Genomic DNA, 24,162 nt, shown 5'->3' with positions numbered 1-24,162 from the left:
GACACCTGCATGTTCGAACGCCTGATCCAATTTGCCATCGAGCAGCGCCTGGTGGTGATGCTGGCCGTGGTCCTGATGGCCGCGGTGGGTATCCACAGCTACCAGAAACTGCCGATCGACGCTGTACCGGACATTACCAACGTCCAGGTACAGATCAATACCGCTGCACCCGGTTACTCGCCGCTGGAGACCGAGCAGCGCATCACCTTCTCCATCGAGACCGCCATGGCCGGCCTGCCTGGGTTGAAGCAAACCCGCTCGCTGTCGCGTTCGGGCCTGTCGCAGGTCACGGTGATTTTCGATGATGGCACCGACCTGTTCTTCGCCCGTCAGCTGGTCAACGAGCGCCTGCAAGTGGCCCGCGAGCAACTGCCCGAAGGGATAGAAGCGGGCATGGGGCCGATTTCCACCGGGTTGGGTGAAATCTTCCTGTGGACCGTGGAGGCCGAACAGGGCGCTCTCAAAGAGGATGGCACCCCGTACACCCCGACAGACCTGCGGGTGATCCAGGACTGGATCATCAAGCCGCAGCTGCGCAATGTGCCGGGGGTGGCCGAGGTAAACAGTATCGGCGGCCATGCCAAGCAGTACCTGATTGCACCGGAGCCCAAGCGGCTGGCAGCCTACAAGCTCACCCTCAACGACCTGATCGCGGCCTTGGAGCGCAACAATGCCAACGTTGGCGCCGGTTACATCGAGCGCAATGGCGAGCAGTTGCTGATCCGGGCACCGGGCCAGGTGGCCTCGGCCGAAGACATCGCCAACATCGTCATCGCCAGCGTCGATGGCACGCCGATCCGCGTCAGCCATGTTGCCGAGGTTGGCCTGGGCCTAGAACTGCGCTCGGGTGCAGCCACCGAAAACGGCCGGGAAGTGGTGCTGGGTACGGTGTTCATGCTGATTGGAGAGAACAGCCGCACGGTATCCCAGGCCGTTGCCGCCAAACTGGTCGAGATCAACCGCAACCTGCCCAAGGGTGTGGTGGCTGTGACCGTGTACGACCGCACAAACCTGGTGGAAAAAGCCATCGCCACGGTGAAGAAGAACCTGGTCGAAGGCGCCATTCTGGTCATCGCTGTGCTGTTCCTGTTCCTGGGCAACATCCGCGCCGCACTGATCACCGCCATGGTCATTCCGCTGTCGATGCTGTTCACCTTCACTGGCATGTTCAGCAACAAGGTCAGCGCCAACCTGATGAGCCTGGGGGCACTGGACTTCGGCATCATCGTCGACGGCGCAGTCGTGATCGTGGAAAACGCCATCCGCCGCCTGGCCCATGCCCAGCAACGCCATGGCCGCATGCTGACGCGCAGCGAGCGCTTCCATGAAGTGTTCGCTGCCGCCCGTGAGGCGCGCCGGCCACTGATCTACGGGCAGTTGATCATCATGGTGGTGTACCTGCCGATCTTTGCCCTGACCGGGGTCGAGGGCAAGATGTTCCACCCCATGGCCTTTACCGTGGTCATGGCCCTGCTCGGCGCCATGATCCTGTCGGTAACGTTCGTGCCGGCAGCCATCGCCCTGTTCGTCACCGGCAAGGTCAAGGAAGAGGAAGGCCTGGTGATGCGCACGGCGCGTCAGCGCTATGCCCCGGTGCTGGCCTGGGTGCTGGGGCGACGCAAGTTGGCGTTTGCCGTCGCGGCCACTCTGGTGGTGCTGTCCGGGGTCATGGCCAGCCGCATGGGCAGCGAGTTCATCCCCAGCCTCAGCGAAGGCGACTTTGCCTTGCAGGCCCTGCGTGTGCCGGGCACCAGCCTGTCGCAGTCGGTAGACATGCAGCAGCGCCTGGAGCAGGCGATCATCGCCCAGGTGCCGGAAGTAGAGCGGGTGTTCGCCCGTACCGGTACCGCCGAGATCGCCTCCGACCCGATGCCACCGAACATCTCCGACGCCTATGTGATGTTGCGCCCGCGCGAGCAGTGGGTAGACCCTGGCAAGCCGCGTGACGAACTGATCGCCGAGGTACAACGTGCTGCCGCCAGCGTACCGGGCAGCAACTACGAGCTGTCGCAGCCGATCCAGTTGCGTTTCAACGAGCTGATTTCCGGGGTGCGCAGCGATGTGGCGGTGAAGTTGTTCGGTGATGACATGGATGTGCTCAACCGCACCGCCACACAGATCGCCAGCAGCCTGCAGGGGGTAGCGGGTGCGTCCGAGGTGAAGGTCGAGCAGACCACCGGCCTGCCGGTGCTGACCATCGACATCGACCGCGACAAGGCGGCCCGCCATGGCCTGAACGTGGGTGACGTGCAGGACGCCATCGCAATTGCTGTGGGTGGCCGCACGGCAGGCACGCTGTATGAAGGCGACCGGCGCTTCGACATGGTGGTGCGCCTGCCCGAAACCTTGCGCACCGATGTGGACGGGCTGTCCAGCCTGCTGATTCCGGTACCGGCCAGTGCCGCTGCGGGCGCTGCGCAAATCGGCTTCATCCCGCTGTCCCAAGTGGCCAGTTTGAACCTGCAACTGGGGCCTAACCAGGTCAGCCGCGAGGATGGCAAGCGGGTGGTGGTGGTCAGTGCCAACGTACGTGGGCGTGACCTGGGCTCGTTTGTGGCGGATGCCGAACAGGCCCTGATCCGGCAGGTGCAGATTCCGCCGGGTTACTGGACGCGCTGGGGGGGCCAGTTCGAACAGTTGCAATCGGCAACCGAGCGCCTGCAGGTGGTGGTGCCGGTGGCTTTGCTACTGGTCATGGCGCTGCTGCTGATGATGTTCAACAACCTCAGGGATGGCTTGCTGGTGTTCACCGGCATTCCGTTTGCCCTGACCGGCGGGGTGCTGGCGCTGTGGTTGCGGGACATCCCGTTGTCCATTTCAGCTGGCGTAGGGTTCATTGCCCTGTCGGGAGTGGCGGTGCTCAACGGGCTGGTGATGATCGCCTTTATCCGTGCCCTGCGCGAAGAGGGGCGGCCATTGCGGGCGGCGGTTGAAGAGGGCGCGTTGACGCGGTTGCGCCCGGTGCTGATGACCGCGCTGGTGGCTTCGCTGGGGTTCATTCCGATGGCCCTGGCTACGGGGACCGGGGCTGAGGTGCAGCGGCCGTTGGCGACGGTGGTGATTGGCGGGATCCTGTCTTCTACTGCACTGACATTGCTGGTGCTGCCGGCTTTGTATCAGTGGGCGTATCGGCGCGAAGAGCAGCAGGAGGGGTGAGATTCTGGGGCTGCAAAGCAGCCCCAATAATCTCAGACGGTACGACGGACTCCAGGCCGTACAGCATCCGATCCCACCTCATCATGCAATGAAATCCGCGAAGTCTCCGGCAACGCCAACCCCCCCACCAACGCTACCAGCGCAATCACCACCAGGTAAAACGCCGGTGCCAGGCTGCTGCCGGTCTGCCCGATCAGCCAGGTCGCCACCAGCGGCGCGGTACCGCCAAACAGGGTATAGGCCACGTTGTAGGTAATCGCCGAAGCGGTATAGCGGGTGCGGGTGGGGAAGCTCTCCGACAGCAATGCTGCGGTCACCACACCACTGCACAAGGCCCCCACCGCCAGCAGGATCACCCCCAGCAGCGCACCGGACATCGAGCCCGAACTGGCCAGCCAGTACGCCGGGAACACGCACAGCATCACCCACAGGCAGGTAAAGCCAATGGTCTTGCGCCGCCCCACGCGGTCCGAGAACGCCCCGGCCAGCGGGCAGCCGACGGCGGCGAACAGCAGCGCCACGGTGGTCACCAGCAGTGACTGCGCGCGGGTCAGGTTGCCCACCAGTTGCAGGTACGTGGCGAAGTAGGTGGTGAACATATAGAACGACAGGGCAGTCAGCGAGATGAATGCCCCCAGGTTGCGAATGACCCGGCCATGGTGACGCAGGGTGTCTTTGAGCGGTGAATGCTCATGCTCCTTGCCCTGGGCGACGGCTTCGCGGAATGCCGGGGTTTCTTCCATACGCCAGCGCAGGTACAGGCCGACCAGCCCCAGCGGTGCGGCAATCAGGAAGGGAACGCGCCAGCCCCAGGCACCCATCGCCTCGGCCGACAGGCTGGCTTCCAGCCCATAGGCGATCACGGCGGCGCAGGCGAAGGCGGAAAAAGTCGAGACCGGCACGAAGCTGCCGTAGAAGGCACGCCTGTCATTGGGTGCATGCTCCATCAAGTAGGCGCAGGCCCCCGCGTATTCGCCACCGGCAGAAAAACCCTGCAGGCAGCGCGCCAGGGTAAGCAGCACTGGGGCTGCCAGACCGATGCTGGCGTAGGTCGGCAGCAGGCCGATCAGGGTGGTGGAGCCTGCCATCAAGAGGATGGTCAGCGACAGGATGCGCTTGCGTCCCAGGCGGTCGCCCAGCGCGCCAAACACGATCCCGCCCAGCGGGCGAAGGGCAAAGGCCACGGCAAACACCGCGAACGTCTTGAGCAACGCCGCGCTGGGGTCTTCACTGGCAAAGAACTGGCTGGCGATCAGGGTGGCGAGAAAGCCATACACGGCGAAGTCGAACCATTCGACGAAATTGCCGATGGCCGAGGCGGCGATCACCCTGCGCAGGGTGGCGGGGGATACCTCATGAGGTGCGGACATGCGGGTGCTCTCCGGTTCCATTGGCAGCCATGATGAAAAGTGGCGCGGTCGGGCCGCGCCATCATTATTGTGCTTGCCAGTAGATAACCGGGCGCTGGACGATGCTTTGTCGAGTGCGACCTCGGGATACCTGATTTAACCGCCATTGCGGTTAACAGCCAACCTGCCAGAGCAATGAATACGGCAACCTGGCTTGCGTCAGAAGCGCATGTCCAGCGCCAGCTCGAAGGTGCGTGGCGGCCCCATGTAGTACTGGCTGTTATAGGCCTGCTTGGCATACACCTCATCGGTGATGTTGCGCACCCGCCCGGTCAGCGTGGTGTGTTCATCCAGCCGGTAGCGGGCGAAAGCGCCAAACAGGGTGTAGGCCGGGGCCTTCAGGCTGTTGGCGTTGTCGGCATACACCGAGCCCACGTAGCGCCCATCGGCGCCCACCGACCATGCCGGCGACAGGCCGTAGGTCAGCCACAGGTTGGCGACATTGGCCGGCACGTTGGTCGGCGCATTGCCCTTGCGTGAAACCGATTTGCCGCTGACTGCCTCGTTGAACTCATCGTACCGCGCATCGACATAGGCATAGTTGGCCTCGGCCAGCAGTTTCGGCGTTACCTGCAGGCGCCCGGACAGTTCGACACCACGTGAGGTCTGCTGCCCGGCCTGGACCGTGAGGTTTGCGTCGTTCGAATCGCGCACGGCAAAGTCCTTGCGCACGATCTGGTACAGCGCCAGCGTGGCCGCACCGCGACCATCGAGGAAGTCGAACTTGCTGCCCACTTCCCACTGCTCGCCCTTGGACAGGTCGAACAGCCCGACGTTGGAATAGGTCGCTGCCGCCAGCGAGCCGGCGGGCAGGTCGGCGGAGGTGCTGTACTGCGCATACAGGCTGGCCGAAGGCGTCAGCGCATAGGTCAGGCCGATGCGCCCGGACAGCGGTTCCCAGCGGCGTTCGAAATAGGCCGGCGAGGTGGGAGAGACTGCGCCGTAGTTGGTGACCTCCATGTCCAGGTAGTCGTAGCGCAGGGCGGTCAGCAGGGCCAGGCGCTCGGTCAGCTGCAAGCGGTTTTCGGCAAACACGGCGCGGTTGATGACCTCGTGGTGACGTTGCTTGGTCAGGCCGGCATTCACCCCGGGGATGTCATCGAAGCTGCCGGGGTTGAAGTGGTCGGCATCGACCACGTCACTCCAGCTGCCGGAGGTGGGGTAGAGGGTCTGGCGCATGCGCGAGTACTCCAGCCCCAGCGACCACTGGCTGGTCAGGCCCAGCAGCTGGTTGTCATGGCGCAGTTCGATGCGGTCGCCCAGCAGGTTCTGGTCGTGGCGCTGCAGGTAGGGGCTGCTGCGCTGCACCTTGCCATCGCGGGTGTAGGCGTAGCGTTCGAGGTTGCGGTAATCGCGCTGGGCATTGTAGTGGTACAGCGTGTTCTGCACGCTGGTGCTGTCGCTGATCTGGTAGTCGAGGATCGAACGCAGCCAGCGCACCCGCTGCTCATAGCGGCCGTCAGCGACGTTGTAGTTTTCGAAGCGGCGGCTGTTGTCGATCTTCATCGTGCTGCGCCCGGGCAGAATCGGTGAGCCCCAGTAGGGGCTTTGTTCGCGGTCTTCCTGGTACTCGACCGCCAGGGTGTGCGTGAGGTTGGGGGCCAGGTCGCTGAGCAGCGAAAAGGCCAGGCTGTCGGTATCCCGTTCGTTGCGGTCGACGTAGCCGTTGCCATGCCCGCGGCTGAAGTCCAGGCGCATGAAATGGCGGGCATCGGCGGGGTTGCTGGCCAGCGCCTGGTTGATACCGAACGCCACCTCGCTGTCGTCGAAACTGCCATAGCGGATACGCCCATCGATTGTCTGTTGGTCGCGGCTGGCGAGCTTGGTGATGTAGTTGATCGAGCCGCCCACCGCACCCGCGCCGTGCAGGAACGAAGACGGCCCCCCAATCAGCTCGACACGGTCGAGAACCCAGGCGTCCACTGGGCGGGTGGCGCTGCTGTAGCCCAGGTTGATGCCGTTGTACAACTGGGTGACCTGGTTCTGGGTAAAGCCGCGGTAGGCAACGAAGCCGCCAAAGCCGGGGTTGGCCGAGGCGTTGACGCCGGTCATGGCGTTGACCACGTCCTGGCTGTCCTTGGCGCCGCGTTCTTCGATCAGGCGACGGTCCGAGACGCTGACCGAGGCGGGTGTTTCCCGCGCGGTCAGGCCTAGGCGCGAACCGGTACGGATCGGCTCGTCCAGTTGCACGCCGCTGGCGGCGTCGCGTTCGCCGTCAATGGTGGTGGCGCCGAGTTCCACAGGGGCTGTTTCAGCGCAGGCAAAGCTGCAGGTGCCCATGAGGAGCACCAGGGAGGTCTTGCGAAGCATGTTGGTATGTCTTCCACGCAAAGGTCATGGCTGACGGCGAGCGCACACGCAGGCGCGCCCGGCTGATGTCAGGCGAAATGAAGTACGGCTGCGGGGAAGGCGGCGGGGGAGGCACGTGGGTTGAGGGCGGGGCGTTGGTAGCGTGGCGGCGGTTGTGCCCAGCTGCGCACGACGATGGGCGAGGTGGCCACGGCTTGTGCCGGGGTGAATGACCAGCCGCCGCTGCTGAGCGGTACGGCCAGGCCAAACGAGGAGCACACCGGGCAGTCGAGCTGGGCCATGTGCTGGTCACCGCCGGCACCGTCCAGGTCAATGGCCACGCCGTGTTCGCTGTTGACCGAGCAGAAGCCGCCTTCCAGCCCGGCCAGGCGCAGGCCACCCATCTGGCCATGGTGCAGGCCGCACAGCAACAGGCTGAACAGGACGCTGGCATAGAGCGTCCAGGCAGTCAGCGTGCGAGTGTGCCGGGTGATTTTCATGGCGGCGAATCTACCATCCGGATGAACGGTCGGGTAGTGCTTTTACTGCAAGTTTTTGGGGCTGCGTTGCAGCCCTATCGCGACACAAGGCCGCTCCCACAGGCAACCGCGATCTCCTGTGGGAGCGGCCTTGTGTCGAGATAGGGGCGCAGAGCGCCCCCAGGGGCTGTCAGGCCGCCCGCTCCAGCACATCCAGCAAATCGACAAACTCCAGCGCCAGCTTGTGCCGTGGCGCCAGGTGCACCAACGGCACTGACGCCTGGTGCGATTCACGCATCTTGATCGAACTGCTCAGGTACACCGGCAGCACGGGCATGCCTTCGCTGCGCAACTGGTCGATCAGGGTCCGGTGCAGGGCGGTGCGCCCGGCGAACTGGTTGACCACCACACCTTCTACCTGCAACGCCGGGTTGTGGTCCTGGCGCAGTTCCTCGACCTCGGCCATGACACTGTGCAGGGCCTGGCGCGAGAAGCTGTCGCAGTCGAACGGGATCAGCAGGCGCTCTGCTGCCACCAGCGCACTGAAGGTGTAGAAATTGAGCGCTGGCGGGGTGTCGATGTAGATCCGCTCGTAGTCCTCGCTCAGTTCCACCAGCAGCTTGCGCAGCTTGTTGATCTTGAACTTGCTCTCCAGCTTGCTTTGCAGGTCGCTGAGATCGGGGCTTGCGGTGACCAGGTGCAGGTTGCTGTAACGGGTTTCGGTGATCGCCACCCGGTGCTTCTTGCCGGCGGCAGTGGCCGCTGACAGGGTCTGGCGAAAGAAGTCGGCGATGCCGGCAGGTATGGCGTCATTGACCAGGCCGGTGAGGTAATAGGTGGCATTGGCTTGCGGGTCGAGGTCGACCAGCAACGTTCGGTAACCCTCGGCAGCACTGGCAGCGGCGAGGTTGCAGGCGATGCTGGACTTGCCGACGCCACCTTTCTGATTGAAGACCACACGACGCATGAGACGCTCATCCATGAAGTGAAAATGTCAGGTTGGGGTCAATCCTATGACTGTAACGCGACAGTTTTATGACAAAGATTGTTACAGCTGCTGGTTTCAACTTCTCCTGTGCCGGGCTCTTCGCGGGTAAAGGTGCAACAGGAGGCTCAGGCCACACACATCCGATTGCGCCCGCTCTGCTTTGCCAGGTAGAGCGCCCGATCAGCCTTGCTCAATGCTTCCACAGGCTCGCTGCCCGCCTCGCCATCCCAGCGTGCCACCCCCAGCGAAACCGTCACCGCGCCCACCGGCGGCACGGGCGTATCCTGCACCGTCACCCGCAGCCGCTCGGCCACCACTGTCGCCACGTCCAGGCTGGCCCCCGGCAGCAGCATCAGGAATTCCTCGCCCCCGGTGCGGCACAGCAGGTCGCCCTCGCGGCAGCAGCGGCGCATCAACTCTGCCAGTCGGCGCAGCACCTGGTCGCCGACCTCATGCCCATGCTTGTCATTGACCTGTTTGAAATGGTCGATGTCCAGCACAATGGCGGCAAAGGCCCGGCCTTCGGCTTCCAGCAATGACAGGCTGAACTCCAGGCTGCGGCGGTTGCCCAGGCCGGTCAGCGGATCGGTCTGGGCGTCGCGGTTGAGCCGGCCGATGCGCTCCTGCAGCAGGTTCAGCCCGATCAGCAGGGCACGCTTGAGCTCGGCCGCCTCGAAGTACCAGGCCCGCACGCGGTGCAAGCGCTCGGCGGTGCCTGCACGGTCCATCGAGCGGGCACCGGCAGCCAGTTGCCACAGCGGCCGGGCGATGGTCATGGCCAGCCACCACAGCAACAGGCAGCCCACCAGCGCCAGAGGCGCAGAAGTGCCCACCACGTTGAGGATCAGGTGGTTCAGTGGCGTCACCGTCTGCGCCAGCGGTTGCTGCGCCACTACCCCCCAGCCGGCGCTGGGTACGGTGGCGAACCCGGCGAGCATTTCCACGCCCAGGCTGTTGGTGATTTGCCGAGTACCGTTGTCCAGCGTCGCCAACTGGTCGATCAGGGCGTTGCCCTCTACCACCGTGCCTACCCGTTCGTGATTGGGGTGGTACAGCAGGCGACGGTTGCGGTCGACCACATACAGGTACGAACCGTCCTTGTAGAAGTGTTCGCCCAGCAGGCTGTTGAGGATGTTGCGTTCACGCAGGTACAGGCTGCCGCCGACATAGCCCAGGTAGCGACCGTCGCTGTCGAACATGGGGTGTGAAAGCGCCACCACCAGGTTATCGGCCGCCGAAAGGTAGGGTGTGGAAACCAGCGGGCGGCGTTCGTGCAGTGCTTCCTGAGCGCCGGGCGACTGGACAAGGGTGCCAATCAGATGCCGCAGCGGGGCGGGGGATACGGCCCGCAGCACGCCGTTGGCATCGATGACGAAAGTGGAGTTGAAGGCCATGCTCTGGCCCAGTACACGGTCGGTTTCCCCCAGCAGCGCCGCGGCATCGCTTAGCTGCCGGCCTTGTACGCCGGCGCTGAACCTCAGCTGCTGCTGGGCGTTGCCGATGAATGTCTCGGTGATGCTGGCCAGCTTCATCGCATACACCCGGTTGGCTTCCAGGGCGTGGTCGATCAGCAGTTGGCGCTGCACCCGGTAGCTGGCGAAATAGCTGGCGCACAGCATGACCAGGGCGGTAAGGGCGCAGAGCACCAGAATGAGTGTGCGTAGATCCAGGCGCAATCCGTGCTTGGCGTGTGGCAATCCTGACCTCGATTGATTGAAAGTAGCGACGACCTTTCGCGCTAGGGGAAGTGGGGAACCGCGTTCAGGAACCAGCCCTGTCCAGCGCATTCAGCTCGTCTTCTACCTGCTGCATGCGTCGCTCGACCAGTGCCTGCACCTTGACGTCGCGGGCGGTCTCACGCATCAGGGCGGTGAGTTTTTCGCTCAGGCGCTTGCCCGCTTCGGTGTCTTCCAGCGCTCTGGCCTTGGCCGGGTCCTGGGTGGCAGCAACGATGGTGGCAAATTCGGCGTCGCTGAAGTTCTTTTCGCTGTACAGCCGGAACAGGTCCTGGCGCTGGTCCTCGACGGTCAGGTACTTGCGCAGTACACCCTGGATGGTGGCTTGCGACAGCTGCGGGTGAGTGCGGCCGAGCAGCGCGGCCATGCGCTCGATGTTATGGGTATAGGCCTCTTGCAGCGGCAACTGAGCGAGGATCTGGTCTTCACGAGAGGGTTTCTGGTCGCAGGCGGTGAGGGCGGCAGTCAGCAGCAGGGGCAACAGCAACGTCTGGAAGCGAGGCATGGCGTGGCCTGGTCGGGCAGTGAAGACGGCCGATTATACCGATGTCCGCCCGGCCACGACGAGCTTTGTGATTTGCCTTGAACGGCACACTGGGGTAGAACCTTGCCCTCCCACCACTGCCAACAGCCCCATGCCGAACTGGACCCTGCAACCTGTGGCGCGCGTCGCCATTGCCGAAGTCGTGGCGTTTGTCGATAGCGCACGCCGCGAGTTGTTCCCGATGCTTGCAAAAGCGCCATTGCCGCACGACCTTGCGCATTTTGCCGAGACTTACCTGGACGGTGCGGGGTGCTTCCTTGAGGCGCGTGATGCCGGGCGGCTGGTTGCGGTGATCGGCTACGTGCCCTATGACCACCGCTTCCCTCAGCTTGATTATCACGCTGAGCGGGTGGTCGAGGTGGTGCGCCTGTTCGTGTTGCCGGCCTACCGCAGGCATGGCCTGGCTGCCGCGTTGTTCGGCGCGTTGCGCGAGCGGGCGGAGCAGGCAGGTATCGACTGCCTGTACCTGCATACGCATCCGTTTCTGCCGGGTGCGATTGCGTTCTGGGAGCGGCAAGGGTTTGCCGTGGTGAATGTGGAGCAAGACCCGGTCTGGCAGACCACGCACATGCACTTGCGATTGCCCTGATCTGTGGGAAAGTGCCTACAACGGCGCTTTGGGTGTGATCGACGCGTTCATATCCAGGCCGGTCCGGCTTGCTTACCTTCCCCTGTGCACGGCTTATTCACTGCACACGAGGGAGGCTCACGATGCCACACATGGCCCTGTACAAACTCAAACTGCTTGACGAATTCGAAGACCGCACTGGCCTGTGGACCTTCGGTGATTTCGAGAACAGGTTGATGGAACTGTGGCGTGGGGCGACGCGCCATGATGCCAAAGGCATTATCAACGCGGCGCACAACGAGCGGCGCTGGCCCAGGACGGTGAAGCGCTACTTGCTTACCCATTACCGGGCGTTTGGCAATGTCAGTTCGGAGCTGCAGCGCACGTTTGCCGAGGTGCTGGTCGCGATGAGTGAGCAGGAGCAAGCGCAGTGGGGGTTGCTGCCTGCGGGTAGCGCTGTTGCCTGATGGATCCTGGGGCCGCAAACCGCCGCCAGTCCAGGCAACCCGGTCTATCAGCCCCCCCCAGACAACGGCCACTCCACCGCCAAGCGTATCTGGTCGCCGTCCAGCTCCGCCTGCGCCGTGTTCCCCCGGTGCACGTTATGCCTCACCGAGAACGTCGTCCCCTTGGCCTTGCCACTTTGCACCACATACCTCGCCTCGAGGTCGCGTTCCCAATGCTTGCCACCCTTGCCATACCCCAGGTATGCATACCCGCCATTGGGGTCGACATGCGTGCCGTCGATATCGAACCCCCGCACATACAACGCCGTCAGGTTCAACCCCGGCACCCCATAGGCCCCCATGTTCAGGTCATAGCGTGCCTGCCAGGACTTCTCGTTCGGGGCGTTGAAGTCCGACATCTGCACGGCGTTGGCAATGAAGATTGCCCCTCGCGTCACGTAGTCGAACGGGGTGTTGCCGTCGACCTGTTGCCAGCCAAGGCTGAAACCGTGCGGCCCCTGGTTGTAGCGCGAGACCAGGCTCCAGGTGGTGTTGTCGATGCGCCCGGACAGCGCCTTGCCGGTGTCTGTGGTGCGGTACAGGTTGAGGTCCAGGCTGATGCTGCGTCGGTCATCCAGCGCGTGGCTGAGGGTGCTACCCAGGTAGTGCTGGTTCCAGCTGTCCTCGTAGCGCGAGGTGTACAGGCTGCCGCTGAAGGCTGCACCGGGGTTCCAGACCACGCCCGCCAAGTCAAAACTGTTGCCCTGCTTGCCGTTGGAGTAATTCACCACGAAGCCCTGGTCGTGGCTGGAGGCATTGCGGTCGGCGCTTTCGTTGAAGTGCCCGGCCACCAGCTTTAGCGTGTCGAAATCGTTGCTGGTGAGGAAGAACCCTGTGGCGGTTTCGGGCAGCAGGCGGCTGTCGGAAGAGCTGAACACCGGGGTTTTGACGCGTTGTTCGCCATAGGACAGTACAGTATTGGATACCCGCAACTTCAGCGCCGCGCCTGCGCGGCTGTATTCGTTTTTTGGATGCCCGTCGTTATCCATCCCCAGCAGGCGTGCTTTGCCCGCGCGCCCGCCGCCACTGTCGAGTTGTACGCCCAGATAGGCATGGGCATCGACGCCGACACCGATCAGGCCCTGAGTGAAGCCGGACTGAAATGTCCCCATCAAACCGTAGGCCCATTCCTCAGCCTTGCCATCACGTTCGCTGCGCGGTTTGTAGCCATTGCGCGCGGCACTGTTGCGCCCGCCGTGCCGGTAGTTGCGTTGGTCGAATACGCTGCGGTTGAGGATGCTCCAGCTGCTGTCTTCGACAAAACCGTTGCTTTGCGACTGAGCGGAGTCGGCCAGGGCAAAGGGCGACAACCCCAACAGTGGCAGCGCCCACAACAGCCGGTTCATCGCGCTGCCTCAAGCTTCTGCAACTGGGCTGCGAAGCGGGCTTGCGCCCGCGCAGGCAAGCTGGCTGGCAACTCGGTAGCCGGCGCGTCACCGACCTGAATCACCATCACCATGCCCATCGCCAGGTGCGGAATGCATTGGATGCCGTATACCCCCGGCACGCTGAAGGTCTGCTCGAACGGCTGGTTCAACTTGCTCTTGAAGGCCTCGGCCCCCGCCGGTAGCAGGCCGGTCACGCTGGCCGCATTGTGCCCGTTCTGGGTGGGCAGAAAGCGCACCGTGTCGCCGGGGGCAATGCGCAGGTGGTCCGGCTCGTACACCATGGCGCCCTCGCTGCCGCGGTTGAGCATTTTCACTTCATGCACCTCGGCCAGTGCGGCGGGGGCAAGCAGGGCGCTGGCAAGCAGCAGGGCGACAGGGCGCAACAGCATCAGTGGAACTTCCTGGTTCAGGGGGCGCGAAAACGCAGGATGCGCGCGCCATCGAAGGGATCGGTGAGGTAGCGGGCATGCACGCCAAAGGTGCACAGCAGGCGCTCGGGGGTGAGGACTTCGAACGGTTTGCCAAGGGCGACCAGGCGGCCCTTGTCCAGTACCGCGACGCGGTCGCAGGTGAGTGCCTGGTTGAGATCGTGCAAGGCCACCAGCGTGGTCACGGGCAGGGCTTGAACCTGTTGCAGCAGGCTTAGCTGGTGCTGAATGTCCAGGTGGTTGGTCGGCTCGTCCAGCAACAGTACCTGTGGCCGTTGTGCCAGGGCGCGGGCGATGTGCACGCGCTGGCGCTCGCCACCCGACAGCGACCCCCACAGGCGTGCGCGCAGGTGCAGGGCGTCGAGGTCAGCCAGGGCCTGTTCGACGATGGCACGGTCCTCTCGAGAGAAGGGTGCCAATGCCGACAGCCAAGGTGTGCGGCCCAAGGCAACGGCGTCGAACACACGGATTGCGTCGAGGGTGTCAGCTTGTTGCTCGACCAGTGCCACGGCCTGCGCAACCCGGCGGCGGGGCAGTTGTGCCAGCGGTTCGCCCAGCAGTTGCACGTTGCCACTGGCCGGCTTGCGCAGCCCGGCCAGCAACTTGAGCAGTGAGGACTTGCCGGAGCCGTTGGGGCCTACGATGCCCAGGGTTTCACCTGCTACAACGCTCAGCTCGATATCGCGCAGCACGGCAGTGCCGGCCAGTTGCAGCCCTAGGCCCTGGCAACTCAGCGGCGCAAGCTGTACAGCTGTCATGACCGTCATGAGTGCCCTCGGCGGCTGACCAGAATAAGCGCGAAGACGGGCGCCCCGATCAGTGCGGTGACCACGCCCACGGGAATCACCTGGCCCGTGATCAAGGTGCGTGAGAGGACGTCGGCGGCAATCAGGAACAGTGCACCGCCCAGTGCGCTGGCGGGCAACAGGCGGCTGTGGCCTGGGCCGAGCAGCAGGCGCAGGGCATGCGGAATCACCAGCCCGACAAAACCGATGGCGCCGACGATGGACACCATCACGGCCGTCACCAGCGCTGTGCAACTGATCAGCAGTAGCTGGGTGCGCCGCACCGGGATGCCCAGCGATGCAGCCGAATCGGCGCCGAAGGTGAAGGCATCCAGTGCGCGGCGGTGCCACAGGCACACTACCAGGCCAAACAGCGCCACCGGTACGGCCAGCCACACCGATGGCCAGCGCACGCCGCTGAGATTGCCCAACAGCCAGAACAGGATGCCGCGTGCCTGTTCGGCGGTGGCCGACTTGGTGATGAGAAAAGCGGTGAGAGCGGTGAACAGTTGCGAGCCGGCGATACCGGCGAGGATCACCTGCGCGTTGTTGCTGCCAGGGCCGGCCGCGCGGGCCAGTACCAGCACCAGGGCGAACGCAGCCAGCGCCCCCATGAAGGCGCCCCCGGACATGCTCAGCGTCAGGCTACCCAGGCCCAGCAGGCCGACCAGCACTGCACCGGTCGAGGCGCCGGCCGACAGCCCCAGCAGGTACGGCTCGGCCAGCGGGTTGCGCAACAGCGCCTGCAGAACCACACCACAGGTGGCCAGGCCGGCACCGCAGGCTGCCGCGACCAGGGTGCGGGTCAGGCGGTAGTTCCAGACGATGCCGGCGTCGATCGGGTCAACCGGGTAGCCGGCCTGCCACAGCTGGTTGGCCAGCACCTGGCCGACCATGCTTGGCGACAGGTTGGTCTCACCAATGGCGGTGCCGGCCAGCAAGGCGGTCAGCAGTGCCGCCAGGGCAACGGCGATACAAGGTAGCAGGCGGCTCATCACTGGGGTGCTTTACCGCTGGCAAAGGCGGCGGACAGCGTCTGCAGGCCACGGAACAGGCGGATGCCGGCCTGCATGGCGTCGGCGTCGAGGACGATGATGCGGTCGTGTTTCACCGCGTCCATGTTGCGGGTTACCGGGTCGTTGCGCAGAAACTCCAGCTTCTTCTGGTAGTCGTCGGCGGGGAAGCGGCGGCGGTCCATGCGGGCGATGATCAGCCAGGTGGGGTTGGCCTTGGCCAGGGTTTCCCAGCCTACGGTCGGCCACTCCTCGGTGGATTCGACCACGTTGCGAACGCCCAACGTGCGTAGCATGAAGTCCGCGACCCCTTGACGGCCCGCCACGTAAGGGTCGATGTCGAGGTCAGCGCTGGAGAACCAGAACAGTGCCGAGGTGGCAGACAGGTCCTTGCCGGCCAGTTGCGCCTTGGCGCTGTCCAGGCGGCCTTTCAGCTCGGCGTTCAACGCAGTGCCGCGGTCCTGCACATCGAAGATCTCGGCCAGCTGGCTGACGCTCTTGTAGATGCTGTTTACCTGAAACGCCTGCAGGCGGGTGCCGTCGGCGCCGACCAGGTTGTCTTTGCCTTCGCAGTCCGACGGCAGCAGGTAGGTGGGGATCTTCAGCTCATCGAACTGCTCGCGGGTGCCGACCACACCCTGGGCGCCGACCATCCATTCGAACTGCACGGTCACCAGCTGCGGGCGCTTGCCGACCACGGCCTCGAAGCTGGGGTCATTGTCGGCCAGGCGCGGCACCTTGTCGTTCTGCGCCTGGTACTCGGGCAGCACGTTGTTGAACCACAACGAAGTGCCCGCCAGCTTGTCGCCAAGCCCGAGTGCGTAGAGTATCTCGGTGCCGGCCTGGCCGATGGTGACGGCGCGCTGCGGGGCCTGGGCGAAGGTCTGCGGTTTGCCGCAGTTCTCGACCGTGAGCGGGTAGTGGGTGGCGGCGGCCTGGGCCAGGCCAGTGAGGCCGAGGCCGGCGAGCAGGGTGGCAAAACGGGGCAGCATGCTGGGCGATCTCCTATCGGACAGTTCGGGTGAGGAACGCACGGACAGGCATCGCCGAGCCCCCGCCGAGGGCAGGGGCAACACTGATGGCCAATCCCGGACACCCCGCCGGTTGGTAAATGTAGGCCGGCAGGTCTCCTGACTGGTGCGTCATGGCCCGGCTCCGGCCTTCCCGGGTTGTGGCCCAGTGGCATCAATGGAGCAGGCTCGGCACCTACAGTTGCGGGGGCAGTTCCGTTTGGCCCGTATTGGCGGGCCTGGGATTCCCTATTAATTCCGTGGTGGAAACCGGCGGCCCGCATGGTAGACCATCGTGCCGCCGGGTGAAAACGCTTTTCAGAAGTACTTCAGCCAGGTGATGTCGCGGCGGCGCGCTTTCAGGCGAGCGAACCCGCGCACCGGCAGGTACAGCGAAACCGCCAGCACCACTGCACCCAGCCACACCGCCGCGATGCCGTCGAAGCCGAAGTAGTCGCCATGGTTGAGGCCGAACAGCGCCACGCAGGCCAGGTACAACAGCTTCAGCACGTACAGGTGCAACAGGTAGAAAAACATCGGTGCTGCGCCAAACACTGCCAGCGCGCTGACCCAGCGGGCCTGCCCGGCGCGCTCGAAGGCGCGCAGCAACAGCAGGCCGCAGCCCAGGGTCAAGGCCAGGAACAGCAGTGAAGGCGGGTACTTGGTGATGTTGAAGAAGCTCATCACGGTTTGTGTGAAGGTGGGGTAACCGCTCCACGGCGCCTCGCCGTAGCCGTTGAACATGCGCAACGCGACAAAGCCCAGCAACGCGATCAAACCCGCCAGCAGCAGGCGCTGCTGGCGTTGGCCAGCCGCACTGCCCCGGGCAAACCAGGGGCCCAGGCCATAACCCAGCGCGATGACGCCGATCCATGGCAGCACCGGGTAAGACGTGCGCAGGCGCAGGTTTTCGGAAAACTCAAGCCAGCCCCGGTCGTGCAGGATTGCCCATGGCACGTGCAGGGCTGACTCCACGCCAAAGTGCAGGCCGTCGAGCAGGTTGTGGCCGGCAACGATGGCTGCGCCCAGGGCGAGCAGGGCAGCACGTGGCAGCCATACCAGCAGCGACAGGGCGATCATGCTGACGCCGATGGCCCAGATGACTTGCAGGTAGATGACGCTGGGGGGCAACTGAAAGGTCCAGGCGAAGTTGACCAGGGTGAATTCCAGCACCACCAGGAACAACCCGCGCTTGAACAGAAACGCCGAGACATCGCCGCGGCCTTGGTGCTTTTCGCCGTACAGCCAGGCCGACAGCCCGGTTAGCAGGACAAACACTGGCGCGCACAGGTGGGCCAGGGTCCGGCTGAAGAACAGCGAAGGCTCTGTAGCGTCGATGGTCATCGGGTCGCTGACCTGTCGGTGCAGGAAGAACGTTTCGCGGACGTGGTCCAGAAGCATGAACAGGATCACCAGGCCGCGCAGGGCATCGATGCTTTGCAGGCGCTGGGTGATCAAGGAGGGCGTGGCGCTGGCGCTTGTCATGGAGGGTCGCTGATAGGAATTAATGTCATGTGAAACGTTATCTTATAACTAATCGACGAGAGGTTGGTAGAGGTTTTTGTGTTGCCTGTGCCGGTCTCTTCGCAGCGCAAGGCTGCTCCTACCGGTCGGTGGTGACTGGTAGGAGCAGCCTGGTGCTGCGAAGAGGCCGTTACAGGCAACTCAGGTCAGAAGGTGTAATCAACCGTCGCAAAGTACGATCGTGGCATCCCCATCAACCACTGCTGCCCACTGAACGCCGACTGCACATATTCACGATCAGACAGGTTGTTCAACTGCAACCCCAACTTCACATCCGGCAGCACCTGCCAGGCGATGTTGGCATCGACCACGGCGTAGCCGGGGGCACGTTGGGAATTGGCAGTATCGGCATAACGCTCATCCACGTAGCGCACACCCACGCCGGCCTCTACCTGCTGGCCGAAGCCTTTGCTCAGCCACAGGTTGGCGGTACGCCGTGGCACGTTGGCCGGCCGGTTGCCGGCACGGTCCTGCGCTACACCGCCGACCATCTCGTCGAAATCGTCATACCTGGCGCGTACCAGCGATGCATTGGCCGACACCTGCCACTGATGCGCCAGTGCCAGTTCCAGGGTTGCCTCAAGGCCATCGGACGTCTGCTGCCCAGCCTGTTGTTTCTCGTGGGTGATCGGGTCGTCCACCAGCAGCTTCTTTTTGACGATGTGGTAGGCGGCCAGCGTCCATTCGCCACGGCCGTTCCAGAAGCGCTGCTTGAGGCCAACCTCGGTCTGTTTCGCCTCGGTCAGGTCATAGTGCATCTGGGTGGGGCTGAGGCTGATGAGGTTGTTGACCCCCTCCTGGCTGGTGGAGTACTGCCCGTACAGCGCCAAGTCATCGGTGACTGCGAACACCAGCCCGGCGCGCCAGTTGCCACCTTGCAGGCTGCGGTCGCTGCGGTTGTCGTTGGCCAGGTTGGTGCGGTCGATGTGGTTCTGGTCGCGGCGCACCCCAGTGACCAGCGACAGCCGGTCGCTCAGCTGCAAGCGGTTCTCGGCGAACAGAGCGAAGGTGTGGGTGCTGGACAAGGTTTGCGGGCGCAGTGGCGAGGCGCTGTGGAACCCGCCCGGTTCTGGCTGCCATGGGTCGATGTAGTCACCGCCCACATCGTTGTAGGGCGCGTTGCTGTCGACGTTGAAGCGGACCTTGTTGTATTCCGCGCCGACCACGGTCTTGCTGGCAAGGCCGAACAGCCTGTGGTCAAAGGTGAAGGTCTGGCGGTCGCCGAACTGTTCCTGGTTGTGCTTGATCTCCAGGTAGCTGCCGCGCTGCAATTGCTGGCGCTCGGCGTCCCAGCTGTAGTCTTCGGCATTGCGCCAGTGGCGGCGGCTTTTGATGTAGTACAGCTGGTTGCTGGCGCTGACGTGGTCGTTCAGCGTCCAGTCCGTGGTCAGCCGGGTCCACTCATCGACGTAGTGCTGCACGTCGTTCTGCACGTTGTAGTTTTTATTGCGCAGGCTGCTGCGGTAGTGGCCGTCGATCAGCGGGGTGCCGTAGTAGTTGGCAGGCTCTGCATCACCACGGTCGTGGGCAAGGGTGAAACTGAGGTCGTCACTGGCATCGAAACGCAGCGCGGCACTCAGGGCCAGGCTGCGCGATGTGGTGCGGTCGACCCAGCCGTTGCCGGCCTGCTGGTTAAGGGTCAGGCGATAGCTAAGGCGCTCGCTGAGGCTGCCGCCGCTGTCCAGGCCGAGCTGCTGGCGGTCCCACGAGCCGTAGCCCAGGCGCAGGTGGTTGCGCACCTCGCCGGCAAACGGTTTTTTCGGGATCACGTTGATCACCGCGCCGGTGGCGCCTTCGCCATGCAGAACCGAAGCCGGGCCGCGAATGACATCGATACGCTCGACCATCCACGGGTCGACCGGGAACGTCTGGGTGCCGGCACCGGTGTACAGGCGTGCGCCGTCGAACAGGGTCATCACCGAACTGTGACCGGCAAAGCCGCGGGCGGACAGGCCTGTGCCGCCGTCGCCGGGGGAGCCGACGAAGGTGATGCCCGGCGACCGCGTCACCGCATCCTGCACGGTGAGGTTGTTGCGCTGCTGAATCTGCTCGGCGCTGATGCTGCTGGTGCTGGCCGGTGTTTCCAGGGCACTGAGGCCGAGGCGCGAGCCTGCCTGGGTCGGCGTGGCCAGGTCGAGGGTGCGGCTGTCGAGGGTGTCGGTGATGGCCGTGGAAGGCAAGGCCAAGGGCTGCCGGTCATGGCCATCGGCCAGGGCCGGGAGGGCGACGGCCAGGCAGGCCGCCAGGGGGTGAAGCTTGAACATACGGGACATGTCGTTCCACTGCTGCAGGAATGAATGGATCCCGGTGGAAAACACGCAAAGGCGAACCATGCAGGCAGGCGCGCGCACGGATTCCGGCCTGCGCCCGCCCACCGCGGGTTGCCAAGTGAAGCTCCAGGCCGGTCTCCGGGCTTGCGAGGGGCATGAAACCTTCACCTTCCCATGCACGTGCACAGTGGTATCTCGAAGGGTTCACTCGCTTACCGTTGCGGGGGCAGCGCCGGACTTGTCATGGGTAACATGACGCACCGGCTTCCCGTTTCACCCTGCGCGCGGCGGCGAAGGGCACCTGAAACTGGCGCGCATCTGACCACTGAAAGGCTAAGGCGTCAAATGTTGGCGTGCCATGAATACGCCGATAAAACACAGGGTTGCGTGTTTTTACTGATTTTTTTTCGAACTTTTCGTGTGGCGTTTGTCTCGAACCGCACGTTCGTCTTTCGTTACCAAGTCATGGAGACTTTACGCATGCCTGCTCGTCATCTGTTGCGCCACACCTGCCTGCTCGCCTTGATCGCCGCACCGCTGGCCGCCACCGCCGCACCCAGCACCGACCCGCTGTTCACCATCGGTCTGCAGGGCGCCTACGACAAGTTCAAGTTCGAAGGTGGCAGTGAAAGCGACAAGGAACACATGGGCCAGGGCGGTGTGTTCGCCACCTTCGGCAACAAGCTGACAGCCGAATCCGGTTTCATCTACCAAATCGGCGCCGAAGCCAAATACGGCAAGAAGAACGACAACAAGCTCAAGGAAGCCCAGGCTGACCTGGACCTTGGCTGGCGTGCGGCGCTGGACGCTCGCAACTTCGTCGATGTGACCGTGGGCGGCGGCTACAGCTGGTCGCGCTTCGAGCCGGAAATCAACGACCTTGATACCAAGCTCACCGTGAAGTCGCCCTTTGCCAAGGCGGCGCTGGGCTACAACCACCAGTTCGACGCCTCGACCCTGCGGGTTGAAGTGGGCGCGCGCCACACCCTGGACGGCCGTGCGCGGCTGAAAGTGGACGACTTTGGCAGCGACACGGTCGACCTCAAAGACCGCACCAACCCGTACGCCGAAGTGACGTTGCTGATGAACCAGCAGGGCGCTTTGCCGGTGCAGGCCGGGGTGTACTACACCCGCACCGAATACAAGCTGGACGAAGATTCGCCAGTGGCAGACAACACCAAGCTCAAGCGTGACGAGTTTGGTGTAAAGGTGGGCTTGGCGTTCTGAAGCTGAGCGTTTAGCAGGCCCGGCCTCTTCGCGGGTGAACCCGCTCCCACAGGGACCGCACAGCCTTTAGGTGCTGCGCAGTACTTGTGGGAGCGGGCAAGCCCGCGAAGGGGCCGAACCTGCGAGAGAAGGTTAGCGCCCGCGACGCCGCGACACCCGTGCCTCGATGTTCTTGCGCCCGATCAGCAGCGGTGGTTTCTCCACCACCGGCTCCTCTGCCAGCCACTTGTACATCACCAGGCAGTCCACCAGCCCCAGGCGGGCATGGCGATAAGCCTTGGGCAAGCGGCCGACCGTTTCAAATCCCAGCCTGTGCCACAGTGCCACCGCAACTTCATTGCTGGCCACTACCGAGTTGAACTGCAGGGCCAGAAAGCCCTCCTGGCGCGCCAGCTTCTGCGAGTGCTCGCACATCAGGCGTGCCACACCTCGGCCGCGTGCCTGTTCGCACACCATATAGCCGCAATTGCCCACGTGCGCGCCAGGCCCGGCGGCATTGGCCTTAAGATAATAAGAACCCAGCAGCTCGCCATCTTCTTCGGCCAGCAGCGTGTGCAATGGCAGCTCCAGCCACAGCTGGCGGGCCTGATCGATGCTCAGCTCGGGGTCAAAGGCGTAGGTTTCACGGGCCTGGACAATGGCCTGGAAGGTGGGCCAGAAGCGCTCGAAGTCTTCGGCTGTCATAGGGCGAACGTGGATCATGCGGGCTCCTGCAAGGGCTGGGCCGCCAAGTCTGTGGGGCGCGGCGCCGTCGCGCAAGGGCGACGACGCCGTTTGTGCCTAGCCGTTGGCCTTGCCCACCGCATCCATGGCTCGCGCCGAGTACACCAGCGCAGCACCGGCGTTCATCGCCACGGCGACGCCGAGGGCTTCGGCAATTTCCTCGCGGCTGGCCCCGTGCTTGACCGCCTGCTGCGAATGCACGGCGATGCAGCCGTCGCAACGGGTGGTCACGGCCACGGCCAGTGAGATCAACTCACGCGTCTTGGCGTCGAGGTGGTTGGTCTTGGCCCCTGCACCGCTGGCGGTCATGTAACCGGCCACGGTGTCGGGGGAGAGTTGCTTGAGATCGCCGATGCCGGCCATCAACTGCTTACGGTAGGCGTCCCAGTCCATCATGCTCATCGTCTTCACCTTGTGGTGGTTGCGAGTGGAGCTTTCAGGCTAGTCGAAGAGTGACACCTGCGAGGCTTGTACTTTGGTGGGTGTGCAGCAGCACTTGTGGGCGCGTTGAGCCTTCAAATGTAGATGAACACCAGCACCAGCGCTGCAACCACCGCCCATTTTTCCACGTAGTAGCGCAGGCGGTTGCGCTTCTTCAGCGCTTTGCCGCGTTCACGGATCTTGTAGATGCGGGTGAACAACCGGTTGATACCGCCGGTCTTGTCGCCGGCACCGTTGGGCGCGGCGGCGGCGGCCATGACGTTGCGGCTGAACCAGCGGTTGAACGCAGTGGCCCAGCGGTACTTGAGCGGGCGCTCGACGTCACAGAACAGGATGATGCGGTTGTGCTCGGTCGTGTTCGCCGCGTAGTGGATGTAGGTCTCGTCGAAGATCACGCCCTCGCCATCGCGCCATGAGTATTTCTCGCCGTCCACGTCGATGTAGCAACCGTCATCGTTCGGCGTGTCCAGGCCCAGGTGATAGCGGTACGAGCCGGCATACGGGTCACGGTGGCGCACCAGCTTGGCGCCCGGCGGCAGGGTAGCGAACATGGCAGCCTTGACCGTGCCGATGCTTTGCAGCAGTTCGGTGGTGCGTGGGCAGAGGGCCATCGCCGAAGGGTGGCTTTCGCCGTACCACTTCAGGTAGAAGCGCTTCCAGCCAGTCTTGAAAAACGAGTTGAAACCGACGTCATCGTAGTTGTCGGACTTCTTGATTTCGCCCACGTGCAGCAACTGGCGGCCTTCCTCGCGGATTTCCTGCCAGTGGTCTTGCAGCGGCTTCAGTTCGGGGAAGGCTTCGACCGGCAAGTATGGCTTGGCCGGGAGCTTGGAAAACAGGTACAGGAAACTGTTGACCGGGGCGAGGAAGCTGGAGTGGTCGCCCAGCTGGCGAGTCAATTTGTGGCGAACCCGACCGCGCAGGTGCACGTAGGCAATCGAGAGGGCGAAGATAAGTACGAGTGCAATTTTCATGGACGTTTACTTGTCGAAAAATGGCCATGCGTCATGGCATAAGCTCGCCAGCATAAACAATCATGGGGGTAGTTTGTACTTATTGTTACGAAACACCGGGGCGACATTGGTGTAATGCCCTACAGTCTTGCGCAAACGTTTCATGTCAGGGAGTTGGTATGGTTCAGGATATACGCCCCAGCGGTAGCCCGTTCAAACGGCTGTTCTTCGCCTTGCCGGTCAGCGATGCCCAGCGCCATGCCTTGGCTCAGTGGCGCCGGGCGCTGAACCTGCGCAGCGGCAAACCCGTCCCCGCGGCCAACTTCCATGTCACGCTGTTGTTCCTCGGCGATGTGGATACCGCACAGGTGCCGGCGATCTGTGCGGCAGTCGATCAACTGACGTTGCCAACTCTGGCACCGCGGCTGTTGCTTGACCGTTTGCAGGTGTGGCAGCGGGCCGGCGCGTTGGTGCTGGAGGCACAGCAGACACCGCCGGCCCTGTTGCAACTGGTGTACGGCTTGCAGCAGGCACTGCTGCCGTTGGGGGTGGAGGCGGCCAACCGTGAGTATCGGCCGCACTTGACCCTGTCCAGGGATTACCACGGGCAACCACCCGAGGCCAGCAGCGCGCCGGAGTTCTACCTCAGCGCGCGCCACTTCACGCTCTACGAGTCGCGCAAGGGCGCTTACTGGCCCTTGGCGCAGTGGCCGCTGGCAGACTGA

At 63.8% G+C, this 24,162-nt stretch carries 21 protein-coding genes and 2 riboswitches; of the genes, 5 read left to right on the top strand and 16 right to left on the bottom strand.

All coding sequences use genetic code 11. The annotated features are described in order from the left end of the window. The first annotated feature begins 9 nt into the window (after positions 1–9). Entirely contained in the window at positions 10–3,156 is a 3,147-nt protein-coding gene (locus tag LU684_RS05290) for an efflux RND transporter permease subunit (RefSeq protein WP_016485979.1), read from the top strand. A gap of 32 nt (positions 3,157–3,188) precedes the next feature. Here the strand turns inward: LU684_RS05290 and LU684_RS05285 are convergent, their stop codons facing one another. The 6 genes from LU684_RS05285 to LU684_RS05260 all read right to left on the bottom strand — a co-directional run bounded on the left by LU684_RS05285 (position 3,189) and on the right by LU684_RS05260 (position 10,562). After that, positions 3,189–4,526, bottom strand: a complete 1,338-nt coding sequence (locus tag LU684_RS05285; RefSeq protein WP_095114828.1) for an MFS transporter — start codon at positions 4,524–4,526, stop codon at positions 3,189–3,191. Positions 4,527–4,724: 198 nt separating this feature from the next. Next, a complete protein-coding gene (locus tag LU684_RS05280) occupies positions 4,725–6,875 on the bottom strand; it encodes a TonB-dependent receptor (protein ID WP_232894229.1) in 2,151 nt (716 codons plus the stop codon). A 68-nt stretch (positions 6,876–6,943) separates the two neighbouring features. Further along, positions 6,944–7,354 carry a DUF2946 family protein gene (locus tag LU684_RS05275; RefSeq protein WP_016485982.1) on the bottom strand — a complete coding sequence of 137 codons (411 nt, stop codon included), beginning with the start codon at positions 7,352–7,354 and terminating at the stop codon, positions 6,944–6,946. Positions 7,355–7,523: 169 nt separating this feature from the next. Then, on the bottom strand, positions 7,524–8,300 hold the full coding sequence (locus tag LU684_RS05270; RefSeq protein WP_016485983.1) for a ParA family protein: 777 nt from the start codon (positions 8,298–8,300) through the stop codon (positions 7,524–7,526). A 146-nt stretch (positions 8,301–8,446) separates the two neighbouring features. Continuing rightward, positions 8,447–10,018 carry a sensor domain-containing diguanylate cyclase gene (locus LU684_RS05265; protein WP_016485984.1) on the bottom strand — a complete coding sequence of 524 codons (1,572 nt, stop codon included), beginning with the start codon at positions 10,016–10,018 and terminating at the stop codon, positions 8,447–8,449. Positions 10,019–10,082: 64 nt separating this feature from the next. After that, positions 10,083–10,562, bottom strand: coding sequence for a hypothetical protein (locus LU684_RS05260; protein ID WP_016485985.1), 480 nt, complete (start codon positions 10,560–10,562; stop codon positions 10,083–10,085). A 130-nt stretch (positions 10,563–10,692) separates the two neighbouring features. Between LU684_RS05260 and LU684_RS05255 the strand changes: the two genes are divergently transcribed. Both LU684_RS05255 and LU684_RS05250 read left to right on the top strand, forming a co-directional pair. Beyond that, positions 10,693–11,190, top strand: a complete 498-nt coding sequence (locus LU684_RS05255; protein ID WP_024717700.1) for a GNAT family N-acetyltransferase — start codon at positions 10,693–10,695, stop codon at positions 11,188–11,190. 122 nt (positions 11,191–11,312) lie between these two features. Next, positions 11,313–11,636, top strand: a complete 324-nt coding sequence (locus LU684_RS05250) for a hypothetical protein (RefSeq protein ID WP_332880187.1) — start codon at positions 11,313–11,315, stop codon at positions 11,634–11,636. A gap of 47 nt (positions 11,637–11,683) precedes the next feature. Here the strand turns inward: LU684_RS05250 and LU684_RS05245 are convergent, their stop codons facing one another. The 7 genes from LU684_RS05245 to LU684_RS05215 form a co-directional block, all read right to left on the bottom strand. Continuing rightward, positions 11,684–13,021: an OprD family porin gene (locus LU684_RS05245; protein ID WP_060518796.1), complete on the bottom strand. Its 1,338-nt coding sequence runs from the start codon at positions 13,019–13,021 to the stop codon at positions 11,684–11,686. Further along, entirely contained in the window at positions 13,018–13,452 is a 435-nt protein-coding gene (locus LU684_RS05240) for a pseudoazurin (RefSeq protein WP_023048895.1), read from the bottom strand. The genes LU684_RS05245 and LU684_RS05240 overlap by 4 nt, the downstream gene beginning before the upstream one ends. 17 nt (positions 13,453–13,469) lie before the next feature. After that, a complete protein-coding gene (locus LU684_RS05235) occupies positions 13,470–14,258 on the bottom strand; it encodes an ABC transporter ATP-binding protein (protein WP_031312375.1) in 789 nt (262 codons plus the stop codon). Further along, on the bottom strand, positions 14,255–15,271 hold the full coding sequence (locus LU684_RS05230; protein WP_016485991.1) for a FecCD family ABC transporter permease: 1,017 nt from the start codon (positions 15,269–15,271) through the stop codon (positions 14,255–14,257). Before LU684_RS05230 ends, LU684_RS05235 begins: the two co-directional genes overlap by 4 nt. Then, complete coding sequence (locus LU684_RS05225; protein ID WP_023048893.1) at positions 15,271–16,281, bottom strand: ABC transporter substrate-binding protein; 1,011 nt, start codon at positions 16,279–16,281, stop codon at positions 15,271–15,273. The genes LU684_RS05230 and LU684_RS05225 overlap by 1 nt, the downstream gene beginning before the upstream one ends. Positions 16,282–16,392: 111 nt before the next feature. Further along, positions 16,393–16,589, bottom strand: a riboswitch (cobalamin riboswitch). 28 nt (positions 16,590–16,617) lie between these two features. Then, positions 16,618–17,784 (bottom strand): DUF1624 domain-containing protein, encoded by a 1,167-nt coding sequence (locus LU684_RS05220; RefSeq protein WP_023048892.1) that lies wholly within the window; start codon positions 17,782–17,784, stop codon positions 16,618–16,620. A gap of 185 nt (positions 17,785–17,969) precedes the next feature. Then, positions 17,970–20,096 (bottom strand): TonB-dependent receptor, encoded by a 2,127-nt coding sequence (locus LU684_RS05215; RefSeq protein WP_191087485.1) that lies wholly within the window; start codon positions 20,094–20,096, stop codon positions 17,970–17,972. A gap of 109 nt (positions 20,097–20,205) precedes the next feature. Next, positions 20,206–20,413, bottom strand: a riboswitch (cobalamin riboswitch). Positions 20,414–20,573: 160 nt separating this feature from the next. On the opposite strand from LU684_RS05215, the gene LU684_RS05210 reads away from it, so the two are divergent. Beyond that, the gene (locus LU684_RS05210) at positions 20,574–21,320 is read left to right on the top strand and encodes an outer membrane beta-barrel protein (protein ID WP_016485995.1); all 747 of its coding nucleotides are present in this window, start codon (positions 20,574–20,576) and stop codon (positions 21,318–21,320) included. 132 nt (positions 21,321–21,452) lie between these two features. Here LU684_RS05210 and LU684_RS05205 read toward each other — a convergent pair whose 3' ends face one another. The 3 genes from LU684_RS05205 to lpxO form a co-directional block, all read right to left on the bottom strand. Then, positions 21,453–22,022: a GNAT family N-acetyltransferase gene (locus LU684_RS05205; RefSeq protein WP_060518786.1), complete on the bottom strand. Its 570-nt coding sequence runs from the start codon at positions 22,020–22,022 to the stop codon at positions 21,453–21,455. 78 nt (positions 22,023–22,100) lie between these two features. Beyond that, positions 22,101–22,445 carry a carboxymuconolactone decarboxylase family protein gene (locus tag LU684_RS05200; protein ID WP_013973174.1) on the bottom strand — a complete coding sequence of 115 codons (345 nt, stop codon included), beginning with the start codon at positions 22,443–22,445 and terminating at the stop codon, positions 22,101–22,103. A 113-nt stretch (positions 22,446–22,558) separates the two neighbouring features. Next, positions 22,559–23,458, bottom strand: a complete 900-nt coding sequence (gene lpxO, locus LU684_RS05195) for a lipid A hydroxylase LpxO (RefSeq protein ID WP_060518784.1) — start codon at positions 23,456–23,458, stop codon at positions 22,559–22,561. A 158-nt stretch (positions 23,459–23,616) separates the two neighbouring features. On the opposite strand from lpxO, the gene thpR reads away from it, so the two are divergent. Next, the gene (gene thpR, locus LU684_RS05190; RefSeq protein WP_095114832.1) at positions 23,617–24,162 is read left to right on the top strand and encodes an RNA 2',3'-cyclic phosphodiesterase; all 546 of its coding nucleotides are present in this window, start codon (positions 23,617–23,619) and stop codon (positions 24,160–24,162) included.

The organism is Pseudomonas sp. NMI542_15 (assembly GCF_021283425.1).
GTDB classification, from domain to species: domain Bacteria; phylum Pseudomonadota; class Gammaproteobacteria; order Pseudomonadales; family Pseudomonadaceae; genus Aquipseudomonas; species Aquipseudomonas fortuita.
Note: the sequence above shows the minus strand (reverse complement) of the source record. Positions and strands in the feature narration are given on the sequence as shown.